Annotated in this window: 15 protein-coding genes; 7 read left to right on the forward strand and 8 right to left on the reverse strand. The window is 62.6% G+C overall.

The genetic code is table 11. The features are described from left to right. Window positions 1–68: 68 nt before the first annotated feature. Window positions 69–1,280, forward strand: a complete 1,212-nt coding sequence (locus AC1DJO_RS07585) for an MFS transporter (RefSeq protein WP_477969649.1) — start codon at window positions 69–71, stop codon at window positions 1,278–1,280. Here AC1DJO_RS07585 and AC1DJO_RS07590 read toward each other — a convergent pair. Further along, window positions 1,277–1,894, reverse strand: coding sequence for a helix-turn-helix transcriptional regulator (locus AC1DJO_RS07590; RefSeq protein WP_477969651.1), 618 nt, complete (start codon window positions 1,892–1,894; stop codon window positions 1,277–1,279). The genes AC1DJO_RS07585 and AC1DJO_RS07590 overlap by 4 nt on opposite strands. A 108-nt stretch (window positions 1,895–2,002) precedes the next feature. On the opposite strand from AC1DJO_RS07590, the gene AC1DJO_RS07595 reads away from it, so the two are divergent. Continuing rightward, window positions 2,003–3,424 carry an MFS transporter gene (locus AC1DJO_RS07595; RefSeq protein ID WP_477969653.1) on the forward strand — a complete coding sequence of 474 codons (1,422 nt, stop codon included), beginning with the start codon at window positions 2,003–2,005 and terminating at the stop codon, window positions 3,422–3,424. Between the two features lie 216 nt (window positions 3,425–3,640). On the opposite strand, the gene AC1DJO_RS07600 is transcribed toward AC1DJO_RS07595, so the two are convergent. The 4 genes from AC1DJO_RS07600 to AC1DJO_RS07615 all read right to left on the reverse strand — a co-directional run bounded on the left by AC1DJO_RS07600 (window position 3,641) and on the right by AC1DJO_RS07615 (window position 7,649). Further along, window positions 3,641–4,639 carry an NAD(P)H-quinone oxidoreductase gene (locus AC1DJO_RS07600; RefSeq protein ID WP_477969655.1) on the reverse strand — a complete coding sequence of 333 codons (999 nt, stop codon included), beginning with the start codon at window positions 4,637–4,639 and terminating at the stop codon, window positions 3,641–3,643. A 77-nt stretch (window positions 4,640–4,716) separates the two neighbouring features. Next, a complete protein-coding gene (locus AC1DJO_RS07605; protein WP_112386386.1) occupies window positions 4,717–6,522 on the reverse strand; it encodes an EAL domain-containing protein in 1,806 nt (601 codons plus the stop codon). Between the two features lie 154 nt (window positions 6,523–6,676). Next, window positions 6,677–6,919, reverse strand: coding sequence for a ribbon-helix-helix domain-containing protein (locus AC1DJO_RS07610; RefSeq protein WP_112386387.1), 243 nt, complete (start codon window positions 6,917–6,919; stop codon window positions 6,677–6,679). A gap of 175 nt (window positions 6,920–7,094) precedes the next feature. After that, complete coding sequence (locus AC1DJO_RS07615) at window positions 7,095–7,649, reverse strand: HdeD family acid-resistance protein (protein WP_477969657.1); 555 nt, start codon at window positions 7,647–7,649, stop codon at window positions 7,095–7,097. 141 nt (window positions 7,650–7,790) lie between these two features. On the opposite strand from AC1DJO_RS07615, the gene betI reads away from it, so the two are divergent. From betI to betA, 3 genes are all read left to right on the forward strand, one after another. Continuing rightward, window positions 7,791–8,447: a transcriptional regulator BetI gene (betI, locus tag AC1DJO_RS07620; protein ID WP_477969659.1), complete on the forward strand. Its 657-nt coding sequence runs from the start codon at window positions 7,791–7,793 to the stop codon at window positions 8,445–8,447. Window positions 8,448–8,449: 2 nt separating this feature from the next. After that, window positions 8,450–9,913 (forward strand): betaine-aldehyde dehydrogenase, encoded by a 1,464-nt coding sequence (betB, locus tag AC1DJO_RS07625; RefSeq protein WP_477969661.1) that lies wholly within the window; start codon window positions 8,450–8,452, stop codon window positions 9,911–9,913. Window positions 9,914–10,132: 219 nt separating this feature from the next. After that, window positions 10,133–11,785, forward strand: a complete 1,653-nt coding sequence (betA, locus tag AC1DJO_RS07630; RefSeq protein ID WP_477969663.1) for a choline dehydrogenase — start codon at window positions 10,133–10,135, stop codon at window positions 11,783–11,785. Between the two features lie 6 nt (window positions 11,786–11,791). Here the strand turns inward: betA and AC1DJO_RS07635 are convergent, their stop codons facing one another. Both AC1DJO_RS07635 and AC1DJO_RS07640 read right to left on the reverse strand, forming a co-directional pair. After that, complete coding sequence (locus AC1DJO_RS07635) at window positions 11,792–12,091, reverse strand: type II toxin-antitoxin system RelE/ParE family toxin (RefSeq protein WP_477969665.1); 300 nt, start codon at window positions 12,089–12,091, stop codon at window positions 11,792–11,794. After that, window positions 12,088–12,360 carry a YlcI/YnfO family protein gene (locus AC1DJO_RS07640; RefSeq protein WP_477969667.1) on the reverse strand — a complete coding sequence of 91 codons (273 nt, stop codon included), beginning with the start codon at window positions 12,358–12,360 and terminating at the stop codon, window positions 12,088–12,090. The genes AC1DJO_RS07635 and AC1DJO_RS07640 overlap by 4 nt, the downstream gene beginning before the upstream one ends. Window positions 12,361–12,643: 283 nt before the next feature. On the opposite strand from AC1DJO_RS07640, the gene AC1DJO_RS07645 reads away from it, so the two are divergent. Further along, window positions 12,644–13,993, forward strand: a complete 1,350-nt coding sequence (locus tag AC1DJO_RS07645; protein WP_477969669.1) for a chloride channel protein — start codon at window positions 12,644–12,646, stop codon at window positions 13,991–13,993. On the opposite strand, the gene AC1DJO_RS07650 is transcribed toward AC1DJO_RS07645, so the two are convergent. Next, the gene (locus tag AC1DJO_RS07650) at window positions 13,990–14,436 is read right to left on the reverse strand and encodes an RrF2 family transcriptional regulator (RefSeq protein WP_112386399.1); all 447 of its coding nucleotides are present in this window, start codon (window positions 14,434–14,436) and stop codon (window positions 13,990–13,992) included. The genes AC1DJO_RS07645 and AC1DJO_RS07650 overlap by 4 nt on opposite strands. Window positions 14,437–14,856: 420 nt before the next feature. On the opposite strand from AC1DJO_RS07650, the gene AC1DJO_RS07655 reads away from it, so the two are divergent. Beyond that, window positions 14,857–15,600 (forward strand): phosphoadenylyl-sulfate reductase, encoded by a 744-nt coding sequence (locus tag AC1DJO_RS07655; protein ID WP_112518137.1) that lies wholly within the window; start codon window positions 14,857–14,859, stop codon window positions 15,598–15,600. Window positions 15,601–15,647: the final 47 nt, after the last annotated feature.

Below are 15,647 nucleotides of genomic sequence, written 5' to 3' on the forward strand. Positions count from 1 at the left end.
GTATCACAAACAATCGTTTTTCGATGGCAGCAGGCAGGATTAGAGGTAGCGCATCAGGAATCACAGTCATGCCCTCTGCCTTCTCCGTCATCCTCCGCGAACCGAAAATCCGCATTCCGGCCGTCACACTGGTGGCGCTCGCCTTCACCTATGCTTCGACGCTGCCTTATCAGTCGATCATCGGCATCAACGAGCTTGGGATGAGCGACGGCGCCTACTCGGCGCTGGTGTTCTTCTCGGCGCTGGCCAATGTGGCGACCAGCCTGACGCTGGGGATATGGTCGGACCGGATGGCAGACCGGCGGCCGCTGGTGCTGGCGTTATCTGTCTGCGGCATGATCGGCTTCGGCTCGGTCTTTGTCTTTCATACCGCGCCGGTGTTCATTCTCTGCGTGCTGCTGCTCATCCCGGCGAGCAACTCGACCTATTCGATCCTGTTTGCCAGCATCCGCGCGACGACCAACAGGATGGATCGCGGGCTCGCGGGGTCTATCTCCTCGACGGTGCGGGCGCTCTATTCGGGATCCTGGGCGCTGGCGCCGGGGGTGATCGGGCTTTATCTGGCGACCGCGCAGTCGATGACGCCGGCCTATGGGATTGCCGGGGCGGCGAGCCTCACCTGCTTCTGCCTGTATTTCTTCTTTGCCGGGAAGACGCCGAAATCATCGGGGCCGCTTGCCGATGCGCCGGGTTTCCTGCCGTCGCTGAAGCGGATCGCCCAGCCCTATATCCTCAAGCGCATCATCGCCATGTCGCTGCTGCTCGGCTTGCAGCGGCTCAACACCATGCTGTCGCCGCTGATCATCACCCATCCGGCCGGCGGCACTGTGGTCGATGTCGGCTTCATGGCGGGGCTGGTCGCCTTCCTCGAAATGCCGTTCATGATGATGTGGGGGACACTGCAGAAGCGCTTCCGCAACGTCCATATCCTGGCCGCAGGCAGCCTGATCTACTGTATCTACCTGACGCTGGCAGGCTTTGCCTCGGCGCCGTGGCATATCTATTCGCTGGTGCTGATCAATGCCTGCGGGGCGGCCGCGATCCTCAGCGTGCCGATCACCTATCTGCAGGACCTGATCGCCGACCGGCCGGGGCTCGGCAGCTCGCTGATCTCGGTCAGCGTATTCATCAGCAATGGTGTTGCCGCAACGATCTTCGCGATCGGCACGACGCTGACGGATTATTCGGGAACGGCGCAGATCGCCGCCCTTGCCGGTCTCGGGGCGATCGCCTTCCTGCTGGTGCTGGAAAGCAGCAAGCGGGAACTCAGAACGGCTTAAGCACTGATCCGGTAGGCGCAGCGGCGGGCGCCAAGCAGGATATGTTCGGAGCGCTCGACTTGGGCACCGAGGACGCTGCGGAAGGTTTCGATCTCCGAGCGGCAGAAGCCGGCGCAAACAGCGGCGGCAGCGCAGATCGGGCAGTGGTTTTCGACCAGCATGAAGGAGCCGTCCTCCTCCTGCCAGCTGTCGGCCATGTATCCCTCGCGGCTTCTGACAGCGGCGAGCTGGCTGACGCGATCGGCAAGCGCCGGAGCAGAGACATCCTGCCGGTAGCGGGCGAGCGTCTCTGTTTCGCGGGCCGAAATGACGGCATCGAGCGCGCCGGGGCCGAGCTCAGCGGTGATGATGCCGAGCAGGCCGGCGGTGAGTTCGGCATGGCCATCCGGGAAGGTCTGATGGCCGGCGGCGGTGAGCTGCCAGAGCTGTTTCGGGCGACCGCGGCCGGATGACGGTTCGCTCACCGGCTCGGTGAGCCCATCTTCGGCGAGCTTGGTCAGCTGCTGGCGGGCGGCCTCGGCGGAGATGCCGAGATGGTCGCCGACTTCAGGGCCGAGCTGCGGGCCTTCGGTCTTGAGCAGAAGCAGGATACGGTTGGCAGGCGATTGGCGCATTTATTTTTCCAAGTCAACGCTTGTTTTAATAACACAAGCATGCAATTTTCCAACTTATAAATTGGAAAATAATCTTCCGCCAGGGAAAACACATCAAGGCATACAGGCATGACCAGCATCGAACAGGGCGCCGCGCCCAAATCCTCCGTCCTCCAGCTTTTCACCCCTCGCCTGCTTCCGGCCACGCTGATGCTCTGCGGCGGTGTGACGCTCTATGCGGTCGAGAGTTACATCATGGCGACGATCGCGCCGTCGATCGTGCGCGATATCGGCGGGCTGCCGCTGCTCTCTTGGGTAACGACGCTCTATGTCGCGGCGGCAGTGCTCGGCTCGATCTCGGTAGCGATGCGGCCGCGCGGCATGGGGCTCAGGATCGCTTATGTCTTCGGTGCAGTGCTGTTCGGCGCGGGCAGCCTCGTCTGCGCCGCGGCACCGGTGATGGAAGTGGTGCTCGTGGGACGGACGATCCAGGGCTATGGCGCCGGGATTCTGGCAGCGCTTGCCTATGCCTTCGTGCGCTTCGCCTTTCCCGAGCCGCTCTGGCCCAAGGCTTCGACGCTGTATGCGGCGATCTGGGGTGTCGCGACGCTGCTGGGGCCGAGCGCCGGGGGATTGTTTGCCGATGGCAGCAACTGGCGGCATGCCTTTATCGTCCTGGTGCCGCTCGGCGTGCTGATGGCCGTGCTGGCGCCGTGGCTGCTGCCGAAGGCAACGGATGATCGTGCCGAAGGACGCATACCCTTCGTGCAGATCGGCCTTCTGATCGGCGCGGTGCTTCTTGTCAGCATTGCCGGAACGCTGGAACAGACAGGCGGCAAGGCGGCGCTCGTCGCTCTCGCCGTCATCGCCATTGCGCTGATGCTGGTCATCGAGCGGCAGGGGCGGACGCGCTTGCTGCCCACCGGCGCGGTGACGCTCAGCAAGCCGGTGGCGCGCGTCTATCTCACCATGTTCACGCTGCTGATCGTGCTGACCAGCGATATCTACATTCCCTATTTCCTGCAGGCGCTGCATGGCGTGACGCCGCTGATCTCCGGCTATCTGACAGCGCTGGTGGCGCTCGGCTGGACCTTTGCCGCCTTCTTCAGCGGCAATCTCAGGGGGCCTGCCGCCATCAAGGCGATCATCGCCGGATGCGTGATCGAGGCACTCTCGACGGCAGCCCTGGCGCTGCTTCTCGCCCGCGAAAACCAGACGGCCGAGATCGTGATCCTCGCGCCGGCGGCCTTCGCGATGCTGATGATGGGCTTCGGCGTCGGCCTTGGCTGGGCGCATCTGGTGACCAAGGTGCTGCAGCTGGTGCAGAATTCCGAGCAGGACAAGGCGTCCGCGGCGATCTCCACCGTGCAGTCACTCGGCAGCGCCTTCGGCGCGGCCATCGCCGGGGTGATCGCCAACAGCACGGGGCTGGTTCATCCCGGTGGGATCGCAGGCGATATTGCGGCGGCGCATTGGCTGTATGCGGCGATGGCTTTACCCGGGATTGTGACGGTGATCACCGCGCTCTCGTTGCGGGACAAGGCGGCCTAGACCATTTGGCGGTCGGCTGGGTATAGGCCATTGTCGTTGGAGTTCGTTGGATCCTCGGGACAAGCCCGAGGATGACGGCCAGATGATACCGTCTTCGCCTGCAACGAGAGCGCCCAACCCAACTTCGTCATCCTCGGGCTTGTCCCGAGGATCTAGCGAACCACTAGGTCAGCCGGTGCAAATGCAGGCCCGAGCATGACACCAGTCGGGTGACACTCAGACCTTCAGCATGATCTTGCCGATGTGAGAACCCGTCTCCATCAGCCGATGCGCCTCGACGACATCGTCGAACGCGAAAACCTTGTCGATCACCGGGGAGACGGTGCCGGCTTCAAGCAGCGGCCAGACCTGGGAGAGCAGATCATCGCGGATGGCGCGCTTCTCTTCGGCGGTGCGCGGGCGCATGGTCGAGCCGGTGACCGTCAGGCGCTTGACCATGATGGGGGCCAGGTTGACCTTTTCAGCCACCGCACCGCCGAGGAAGGCGATGATCGACAGGCAGCCGTCTTTCGCCAGCGAGGCGATATTCTTCTCGAAATAGGCGGCACCGATCATGTCGAGAACGATATCGACGCCCTCGCCCGCGGTTTCCGCCTTGATGACTTCGGCAAAGTCCTCGGTCTTGTAGTTGATCGCTCTCGTGGCGCCGAGCTTGACGCAGGCGTCGCATTTATCGGCCGAACCGGCGGTCGCATAGACCGTGGCCCCGAAGGCCTTGGCGAGCTGGATCGCCGTCGTGCCGATGCCGCTGGAGCCGCCGTGGATGAGCACGCTCTCGCCTTCGGTCAGGCCTGCCATCTGGAAGAGATTGGCCCAGACGGTGAAGAAGGTCTCCGGCAGGGCGGCGGCCTTGACGGCATCGTAACCCTTCGGGAATGGTAGCGTCTGGCCCGCGGGCAGCAGGCAGTATTCGGCATAGGCGCCGCCATTGGCGAGGCCGCAGACCTTGTCGCCGACAGTGTAGCCCGAGACGCCGGGGCCGATGGCGGCGACTTCGCCTGCAAGCTCGAGGCCGAGGATCGGGCTGGCGCCCTTCGGCGCCGGATAGGTGCCCTGGCGCTGCGCCACGTCAGGGCGGTTTACGCCGATGGCCAGCGTCTTCACCAGGATCTGCCCCTCGCCCGGAACCGGCAGCGGACCGCTGGCGATCTTCATCGCCTCGGGGGCGCCGAAGGTTGGAAGATCGACGTAACGCATGGTCGACGGCAGGGGCATATCCGGTCTCCTCATTCCGAAAGCACAGGAGATAATTCAGCCCTGCCGCCTTGGAAAGGCGGGAAGTGGCAAAGGCGTCAATTCGCCTCGCCCAGATGATTGAAGACCAGACCGTCGATGCTTTCCTTGGCATGCGCCTTGACCTGGGCGATCTCGGTGCCGACGCGGTTGATGTCGTCGATGACGAGGCCATCGGGCAATTCCAGCACGCCGATCGAGCAGCGCATCAGCGGGAACAGCGCCTCGGCGCCGGAGCGGTCGTGGCCGCGGATGCTGCCCTTGGCGCGGTCCTGATCCGAATAGAGGGCCAGCACGTCCTCATGGAAATCGCTGATCAGCCGATCAAGGATTTCGCGAAGCTCGGCCTGGGTCCAGCCGACGACGCCGATGAAGAAATCGTCGCCGCCGACATGGCCGAGGAAGTGGCGCTCCGCGAAGAAGTAGCGGCGCATCAAGGCGGCAAACAGCGAGATCGCGTGGTCGCCGAGATGGAAGCCGTAGGCATCGTTGAACGGCTTGAAATTGTCGAAGTCGCAATAGCAGAAATGCCTGACGTCATCGCCGTCGCGGCCGGACTGGCGCATGAAATCGCGGATCGCGTGGTTGCCCGGCAGGCCGGTCAGCGGGTTCTGGTCCTGGGCGATCTTCAGTTGCTTCTCGTTGATCACCTTGATCAGCGATGCGGCGGAGACGACACCGGCATAGCGCATGTTGTCCGTCAGGATCAGGCAGTTGCTGCCTTCCATATTGGCGAAGATCGACATCAGCCGTTCGGCATCGCTGTCGAGGCTGACGATCGGGGCGATCTCGACGAATTGCGAGATGGTGCGCTCGTACATCTTGTTCTTCAGCAGATCGCGGCCGAACGGATGGTAGATATACTGCTTGAGATGATGCTCGTGGATGATGCCGCGCGGCTCGCCATTGGCGTTCAGTACCGGGAAAAAGGCCTGGCGCGGATTGCGGCGGAAGAGTTCGAACACCGTATCGATGCTGTCGTTTTCGAACACCGTCGGCAGCATTTCGATCTGCTTGCGGATCAGGATTTCGTCGAGCGACTGGGTGTTGCGCTTGCTCTTGCCGAGGTCCTGCAGATGCGGAAAGGCTGGAACGAGTTCGGAAATGTGCGTGGTCGGGCGGGCGATGAACCAGCCCTGGACGAGATCGACGCCATATTCGCGGCAGGCCAGAAACTCGGCTTCGGTCTCGATGCCCTCGGCGATGACGCGGGTGCCGAGAACATGGGCGATGTTGACAATGTTTTTCAGGAGATGGCGCTTGCGCGGCTTGCTGTCGATATCGGCGACGAAATGCCGGTCGATCTTCAGGTAGTCGACGGCATAGTCGCAGAGCAGCTTCATCTCGCCGTGGCCGACGCCGAAATCGTCGATCGCCAGCTTGAAGCCGGTGCGGCGCAGCTTGGAGACCAGCGCCTCGAATTCCGGCACGCTGGTGTTGTCGAAACGCTCGGAAAACTCGAAGCAGACGGAGGACGGCGGCAGGTTTGCGGCCTTCAGCTGCTGCAGCAGGTTTTCGATCAGCCGGTCGCCATGCGGGATCAGGCGGACATCCAGATTGAGGAAAAGTGTCGAGGTGGCGTAATTGCCGAGGGTGGCGAACTTGGCGAGCGCACGGCTGGCGACCATCTGCTCCAGCGGCAGCAGCTGATTGGCGCGAAAGGCCTCGTCGAGGATTTCTATCGGGGAATCGAAGCCGATGCGCTCCTGCCCGCGCATGAGGGATTCGTAACCGAATACGGTGCCGGTGCCAGCCTCGACGATCGGCTGGAAGGCGTTTTCTACGACGAGCTTTGCAAGCGTCACGATCTGATCGCTGGCATAGCGGCGAACGACGCCGGGCTCGACGGCGGCAGTCAAAGACATGCCATTCTCCACTGTGAATTCTTGTTTTTCGCAGCGAAGATGGAGGAGAAGGGTCAACGAACCCTTTCGCCAATGTGAAACTTTTGTGAAAGCTGCAGGCGCCCGTGGCGCCCACAAAACATTTCAGCTTTCTCTTATTTTATCAGCCGCTTAGCTATGCAGACCGGCGGCGGACCGCTTCGTGATCCGCGAACATGTCGGCCACGCAGCGGCCGCTCCCCGCATGGCCTTCGCCATCGAGAATTTCGTCCTTGTATTCGCCGAGCTTGCGGGCGGCATCCCATAGACGCAAGGCCTCGCGGACCACTTCGCTGCTCGATGCATAACCGCCGCTATCGACGGCATCGCGGATGCCTGCTGCCTGTACCGGTGATATGGAAACTGTGACCATCGGCATGAAATTCCTCCCTTCGTTTTGCCGGGCAGAACCTGCCCAACGGGGGACGCATGACCATTCTTGGCATTCTTACCGGCTGTCCAATCGCCGCTGCCTTGGTATCCGCTAATTTTAGACCTGCGTCATATGCTTGTCAAAAAAAGAAATAATCCGTGATCGGGCCTGTGGATTACGGTCATAAACTCTGCCTGAGCGTCAGGCCGAAAGCGAGCATGGTGGAGCCCTGCAGCAAAAGGTCGGTGGCAAGGAAGAGCCCCAGGATCCAGAGGCTGTTGACCGGCCAGCCAAGCGCGATGACAAAGCCGGCAAGCGCGGTGACGACGCCGCTGGCGACGATCCAGCCCCAGCCCTTCACCGGCTTCATGCGGCGGCCGATGAAGACGCGGAAGACCCCGGCAATGATCAGGGCGACGGCAAGAAACAGCGTCAGCGCCGCCGAGGCCAGGATCGGGTTGATGAAGGCGAAGACGCCGGCCAGCACATAGAGTAGGCCGCTCAAAACCCAGAAGAGAATGTGATCCCAGCCCCGCACCTGAAAGGCATGGGCGAGATAGACGATGCCGCCTGCCAGCATCAGCATGCCGACATAATAGACCGAGGCGACGGTGGCGACGAACAGGTTTGCGAAGGCGATGACGCCGCAGATCATCAAGAGGACGCCAAGCCCGGCGAACCACATCCATTTCGGCTGCAGGGACGAAGACGGCATTCCGTTTGCGACACTTGCCATGGCACACCTCCTGTTCCGGTTGATATGCTGCAGCATTGCAATCCGGAAAGGGCTGAGTTTCGAGGCGGGAGCACGAAAGATTTTTATTGATTGGTCAGTCAATCAAAAATAAGATGCTCCCAATCTGGAAAGCTGGACATCATGCCGAAGGTCGGAATGGAACCCGTGCGCCGCAAGGCGCTTGTCGATGCCGCGCTGCGCGTGATCGGGGATCACGGCTCGCTGACCGTCACCATGTCCGAAATCGCCCGGCAGGCAGGCGTGTCCCCCGCCCTCGCCCACCACTATTTCGGCAGCAAGGAACAGCTGCTGATCGAGACGGTCCGCTCGCTTCTACGCCAGTTGCGCAACGACGCGGTGACAGCGCTGAAGGCGGCCGCTACGCCACGCGAAAAACTCTCCGCAGTGATCCGCGTCAGCTTCCAGGCCGATCAGTTCGCGCCGGAGACGATTGCCGCCTGGCTCGCCTTCTATGCCGAAGCGCAGAGCTCCGAGGAGACGCGCCGGTTCCTCGTGATCTATGCGCGGCGGCTGCGCTCCAACCTGCTCGCCAACCTGAAGCCCCTCTGCCCCGCCGATGCCGCAGAACGCATCGCCGAGGGCGCTGCGGCGATGATCGACGGGCTCTACATCCGCCAAAGTCTGAAATCAGCGCCGATCAGCATCGAGGCTTCGATCGGGCTGACGGAGGATTATGTGAACGCGCTGCTGGCGACCGCCGCCCCCTCATCCGGCCCTGCGGGCCACCTTCTCCCCGAGAGGAGAAGGGACGAACACCACGAGCCCAAGGACAAGTGACCATGAAAGCCCAGCCGAAAGCATCGCATTTCATCGACGGCGAATATGTCGAGGATGACGCGGGCAGCGTGATCGAGAGCATCTATCCGGCGACCGGCGAAGTCATCGCCCGGCTGCATGCGGCGACGCCCGCGATCGTCGAAAAGGCAATCGCCGCTGCCAAGCGCGCCCAGCCGGAATGGGCGGCGATGAGCCCGACGGCGCGCGGCCGCATCCTGAAGCGGGCGGCCGAGATCATGCGCGAACGTAACCGCGAACTCTCCGAACTCGAGACGCTCGACACCGGCAAGCCGATCCAGGAAACCATCGTCGCCGACCCGACTTCGGGCGCCGACAGCTTCGAGTTCTTCGGCGGAATTGCGGCGACGGCGCTCAACGGCTCCTATATCCCGCTCGGCGGCGACTTCGCCTATACCAAGCGCGTGCCGCTCGGCGTCTGCGTCGGCATCGGCGCCTGGAACTATCCGCAGCAGATCGCCTGCTGGAAGGGCGCGCCGGCGCTGATCGCCGGTAACGCGATGGTCTTCAAGCCATCGGAGAACACCCCGCTCGGCGCGCTGAAGATCGCCGAAATCCTGCTGGAAGCCGGCCTTCCAAAAGGGCTCTACAACGTCATCCAGGGTGACCGCGACACCGGCCCGCTGCTGGTCAACCATCCTGACGTCGCCAAGGTTTCGCTGACGGGCTCGGTGCCGACAGGCCGCAAGGTCGCGGCATCGGCGGCCAGCCATCTGAAGCATGTGACGATGGAACTCGGCGGCAAATCGCCGATCATCGTCTTCGACGACGCCGATATCGACAGCGCCATCGGCGGCGCCATGCTCGGCAATTTCTATTCGACCGGCCAGGTTTGCTCCAACGGCACCCGCGTCTTCGTGCAGAAAAAGATCAAGGGCGAATTCCTGGCGCGGCTGAAGAGCCGCACCGAGGCGATCGTGATCGGCGACCCGATGGATGAGGCCACGCAGTTCGGGCCGATGGTCTCTTGGGCGCAGCGCGAGAAAGTGCTCGACTATATCGAGAAGGGCAAGGCCGAGGGTGCGACGCTGCTCACCGGCGGCGGCATTCCGAACAATGTCGCGGGCGAAGGCTACTACGTGCAGCCGACGGTGTTTGCCGATGTCACCGACGGCATGACGATCGCCCGCGAGGAAATCTTCGGGCCTGTCATGTGCGTGCTCGATTTCGACGACGAGGCCGAGGTACTCGCCCGCGCCAATGCCACCGAATTCGGCCTCTCCGGCGGCGTGTTCACCGCTGACATGACCCGCGCCCACCGCGTCGTCGACCAACTGGAAGCCGGCACATTGTGGATCAACACCTACAACCTCTGCCCGGTCGAAATCCCCTTCGGCGGCTCCAAGCAATCCGGCTTCGGCCGCGAAAACTCGGCAGCAGCGCTGGAGCACTATTCCGAACTGAAGACCGTCTATGTCGGCATGGGGCCGGTGCAGGCGCCTTACTGAAAACCACACGCTAGCCTTCGAGCAAGCTCGCCCCCTCTGGCCTGCCGGCCATCTCCCCCTCAAGGGGGGAGATCGGCAAGTGGCTGGCTTCCCGCCAAGCCGGAGACGTGAGCGAGCGGCCGCGCCCAGCCGATCTCCCCATCCGTGGGGGAGATGGGCGGCAGGCCAGAGGGGGGCGGCCACGGCACAACCTGAATATTGCAGCTGGAGCATATTGAGATGCAGCAAGCAGATTTCGTCATTATCGGCTCCGGCTCGGCAGGCTCGGCGCTTGCCTATCGTCTCTCCGAAGACGGCAAGAATTCCGTCATCGTCATCGAGGCAGGCGGATCGGATTTCGGGCCGTTCATCCAGATGCCGGCAGCGCTTGCCTGGCCGATGAGCATGAAGCGCTACAACTGGGGCTATCTCTCCGAGCCCGAGCCGAACCTCAACAACCGGCGCATCACGGCGCCGCGCGGCAAGGTGATTGGCGGCTCCTCCTCGATCAACGGCATGGTCTATGTCCGCGGTCATGCCGAAGACTACAACCGCTGGGAAGAACTCGGCGCCCGGGGCTGGGCCTATGCCGACGTTCTCCCCTATTTCAAGCGCATGGAACACAGCCATGGCGGCGAGGAAGGCTGGCGTGGGACCGATGGGCCGCTGCATGTGCAGCGCGGCGTGTTCCGCAACCCGCTGTTCCAGGCCTTCGTCGAGGCCGGCAAGCAGGCAGGCTTCGAGACGACGGAGGATTACAACGGCTCGAAGCAGGAAGGCTTCGGACTGATGGAACAGACGATCTTCCAGGGCCGCCGCTGGTCGGCTGCATCGGCCTATCTGAAGCCGGCGCTGAAGCGGCCGAACGTCAAGCTGGTCTATGGTCTCGCCCGCAAGGTGGTGATCGAGAACGGCCGGGCCACCGGCGTCGAGATCGAGCGCGGCAATACGGTCGAGGTGATCAAGGCGAACCGCGAGGTCATCGTCTCGGCCTCGTCCTTCAATTCGCCGAAGCTGCTGATGCTTTCGGGCATCGGCCCCGGCGCGCATCTGCAGGCGATGGGCATCGAGGTGAAGGCCGACCGGCCGGGCGTCGGCGCCAATCTGCAGGACCATATGGAATTCTATTTCCAGCAGGTCTCGACCAAACCGGTGTCGCTCTATTCCTGGCTGCCTTGGTTCTGGCAGGGAGTTGCGGGCGCGCAATGGATGTTCACCAAGTCGGGTCTGGGCACCTCCAACCAGTTCGAGGCCTGCGCCTTCCTGCGCTCGGCGCCCGGCATCAAGCAGCCCGATATCCAGTATCACTTCCTGCCTGTGGCCATCAGCTATGACGGCAAGGCGGCGGCCAAGAGCCATGGCTTCCAGGTGCATGTCGGCTTCAACCTGTCCAAGTCGCGCGGTAACGTGACGCTGCGCTCGTCCGATCCGAAGGCCGACCCCGTCATCCAGTTCAACTATATGAGCCACGCCGAGGACTGGGAAAAATTCCGCCACTGCGTGCGCCTCACCCGCGAGATTTTCGGCCAGCAGGCCTTCGACCAGTATCGCGGCCCGGAGATACAGCCGGGCGAGACTGTGCAGACCGACGACGAGATCGACGCCTTCCTGCGCGAGCACCTTGAAAGCGCCTATCACCCCTGCGGTACCTGCAAGATGGGCGCCAAGGACGACCCGATGGCCGTCGTCGACGCCGAAACCCGCGTCATCGGCGTCGACGGCCTGCGCGTCGCCGACAGTTCGATCTTCCCGCATGTGACCTACGGCAACCTCAACGGCCCGTCGATCATGACCGGCGAAAAGGCGGCCGACCACATCCTCGGCAAGCAGCCGCTGCCGCGGTCGAACCAGGAGCCGTGGGTGAACCCGCGCTGGGAGATGAGCGACCGGTAATCGGGGTTAGTGGTAGTCGTCTTCGCGCTGGTGGCGGATGGCCAGAATAGTCAACGTCTCGGCGTCTTCGATTTCGAAGAGCATGACGTAACCCGACGAACCGAATGGCACGAGCATTTCCCGAAGAAGACTGTCCTCGCTTGAGAGCTTGCGGCCCGTGAACGGAAATTCGCGCAGAACTTCCGCTGCCTTTATGATTGCCTCGTACGCTCGTCTTGCGATCTCGCGGTCGTGGACGAGCAGGTAATCGTAAAGCCGGTCTATGTCGTGAAGTGCGTGATCGGAGTAGCGCAGACGGTACGTCATTGCTTGTCTTTGGCCACCGCCGCGTCAAGCTTTGCCTTGAGCCTGGCGTGCACGTCATCGGCATCGTGATAAATGCCGGTGCGCTTTGATTCCTCACGCGAAAACAGGCCGCGCGCGATAAATTCCGCCTGCGTCTTGCGGTAGTGAACCTGACGCCGAAGGGAATCCTCCATCAGCGCCGACAGGGTCTCTCCCTCTTTCAGCACGCTTTCGGCTGCTGCGCGCAATTCGGGATCGACTCGCAGGGACGGCAATGTCGCGGTTTTCACGGGTTTCTCCATGCGTTGCAATTGCGATGCATGATGTCAAACTTAACGTTCAGAATCAACTGGAGGAAACCGATCGATCGCGCTGTGAAAGGACTCGCAATTCCGGTGACGAGGAGACCGAGGCAAAAATGGGCTATCGCTGCCCCTACCCTGTTGCGGCAAGGGGCAAGTGGCACAGCACCCGGGCTTCGGAAGCTATTTCACCAAATGTTGAAACAAGGGGTGATCTTTCGGGCCGATTGGGACTAGAAGGTTGAGCCCCCATCACGTGCCAGAGTCCCCCATGCCTGCCTCCTATCGCAATTCCAAGCTGCTCCGCCGTTCCCGTATCTTCTGGGGATCCTTCTCCCTCTGGCGGCCGCGGCTGGTGTTCTGGTGCGGCGCCTTGGCGATCGGGGTGATCAGCGTCGGCTTCGCCAAGCTTGCCGATCTGGCGCAGAAGGCGTTCGGCAGCCTGACATCCTCGGGCGAATGGGCCTTCCTGCTGCCGCTTGTCCTGACGCCCGCGGTCTTCATGCTCTCGGCCTATCTGGCGGCGACGCTGTTTCCGAATTCGCAGGGCAGCGGTATTCCGCAGGCGATTGCCGCGCGGCACCTGCGCGAAGAGGAAGACCGGACGCGGCTGCTGTCGCTCCGGATCGCCTTCGGCAAGATCGTGCTGACGGTGCTCGGGCTGTTTTCCGGCGCCTCGATCGGCCGCGAAGGGCCGACGGTGCAGGTGGGTGCCTCGATCATGCTTGCGGTTGCCCGCTTCGGCGGCATGGCGCAGGCGCGCGGGCTGATCCTCGCCGGTTCGGCGGCAGGCATTGCGGCGGCCTTTAACACGCCGCTTGCGGGTATCGTCTTTGCCATAGAGGAGATGAGCCGCACCTATGAAGCGCGGGCCAACGGGCTGGTGCTTACGGCCGTCATCCTTTCCGGCCTCGCGGCCCTCGGGCTGGCAGGCAGCTACAACTATTTCGGTGAAGCCTCTGTCGCGCCAACGCAATTGCGCGACTGGGGCCTCGTGCTCGTCTGCGGCATCGGCGGCGGGGCGTTGGGCGCTGCCTTCAGCGGCTTTGCCCTGCATTTCGGCCAGAAGATCCGCCGCTGGGCGCAACCGCAACCCTTGAAGCGCATGCTTGTGCTGGCCGGCACCTGCGGACTGGCGATCGCCGTCATCGGCATCCTCTCCGGCGGCACCACCTTCGGCACCGGCTACGAGCAGGCCCGCGGCGCCGTCGAGGGACATGCGCTGCCGCTGCTGTTCTTCGTCGAGAAGCTGGCCGCCAGCTTCTTGTCGATGCTTTCAGGGATTCCGGGCGGTATCTTCGCGCCATCGCTTGCCGTCGGCGCCGGTTTCGGCAGCACGGTCGGATCGGCTCTCGGCACCAGCATCGCCCTGGCGGCGATCCTTGGCATGGCCGGCTATTTCGCCGGCGTCGTTCAGGCGCCGATGACGGCCTTCGTCATCATCCTCGAAATGACCGGCGACCACCAGGCCGTCATCCCGATCATGGCGGTATCGATGATCGGCTACGTGACATCACGCATCCTCTCCCGCGAACCGCTCTATCACGGCCTGTCGCGGGTATTCATCGCCGCCGCCATTCGGGCGCGGCGGGCAGTCGAGAGGGAAGAAGCGACTAGCTAGGCCAGCATCCGCGTCACCACGGCGCCCTTGGCGGGTGCGACGGCGTCGGCGATTGTTGTCGAGAACAGCACCTTGCGGGTGGCGTCGGCGACCTTGGCGAAGACGTGGCGGATTTCGCAGTTCTGTTCGCCGTCGCAGTCGTCGCATTTGCGGTAGGCGGTGATCGACAGGCAGGGGAGCGGCGCGATCGGGCCGTCGATGATGCGCAGGATTTCGCCGAACGTGATCATGTCGGCGGGCTTCAAGAGCAGATAGCCGCCCGCCTTGCCGCGGCGGCTGGCGACGATGCCCTGGTGTTTCAGGTCGAGAAGGATCTGCTCGAGGAACTTTTTCGGGATTTTCTGCTGTGCAGCAATGTCCGAGATCATCACCGGTTCGCGGGCGTCGGCCTCGGCCAGCACCGTCAGCGCCCGGAGCGCATATTTTGCTTTCTGCGTAATCATTTTAGACCGTCACACACACCAGCGGCCCTTGAGCCCTGCCGCTTTTCAAGCTTTGCTTATCCCCTATCGCACAGCCAGCATGAACGGAATTTGAACGTGCCGGCAAAAGCCTTGAGATACAAGCATTTTGGCCCTGTTTTTAAACCTCGGCCAATGGGCGTAATTCTACGTCAAAATTGCGCCTTTCGCACGTTTTCGCGCATCACTTCAGATTTCGAATTGACAGGCGCCGTGTAACTCTACTAAATCACTAGAGATTGAGTTGCCTGACGGAGTTATGACGCCGGGGCGGCTGCTTTTCTGCATTGCGGCAGCTTAGGAGAGATATTTGCTCCTGCTTATGCTGCTTTCGAAATCCCTTTTTCTGTCCGACCCATCCTGTTGCTGCGATACTCCGGCCAACTTGAGGACAGGATTGCCATGACTGTTATCCATACAATCGAAGAGGCCGAGGCGCTGAATGCGAAGCTCGCGTCTCTCGACCTTGCCGGACGGCTGGCCTTTGTCGCCGGTCTCGGCGGCCGCGTGGTCTTCACGACCTCGCTCGGCATCGAGGACCAGGTGATCACCGCCGAAATCGGCAATCACCGCCTGCCGATCGACGTCGTGACGCTGCAGACCGGTCGCCTCTTTCCGGAAACGCTTTCGCTGATCGACGAGACCGAGAGCCAGTACGACATCAAGATTTCCCGCTACGAGCCTGAACAGGCCGATATCGACGCCTATGCTGCGAAATACGGCCTGAACGGCTTTTACGAGAGCGTCGAAGCCAGGCATGCCTGTTGTGGCGTGCGCAAGCTGAAGCCGCTTGCGCGCGCACTGAATGGGGCAACCATCTGGATCACCGGCCTGCGCCGCGGCCAATCCAACAATCGCGCCGATACGCCCTTTGCCGAATATGACGCCGAGCGTCATCTCCTGAAGGTCAATCCGCTGGCCGACTGGGATATCGACGTGATCAAGGCCTATGTCGCCGATAACAGCGTGCCGGTGAACCCGCTGCATGCCCGCGGCTATCCCTCGATCGGCTGCGAGCCCTGCACCCGCGCCATCAAGCCCGGCGAGCCCGAGCGCGCCGGCCGCTGGTGGTGGGAGCAGGATGAGAAGCGCGAATGCGGATTGCATGTTGCCGAGGAAGCATCGGCGATCCCGGCCCAACAATAACCTGCCGGTTTCCGGATCAGATGCGGCCACCGCCGCCAACCGGAAAC

This window comes from Rhizobium sp. 05N430 (assembly GCF_056396985.1).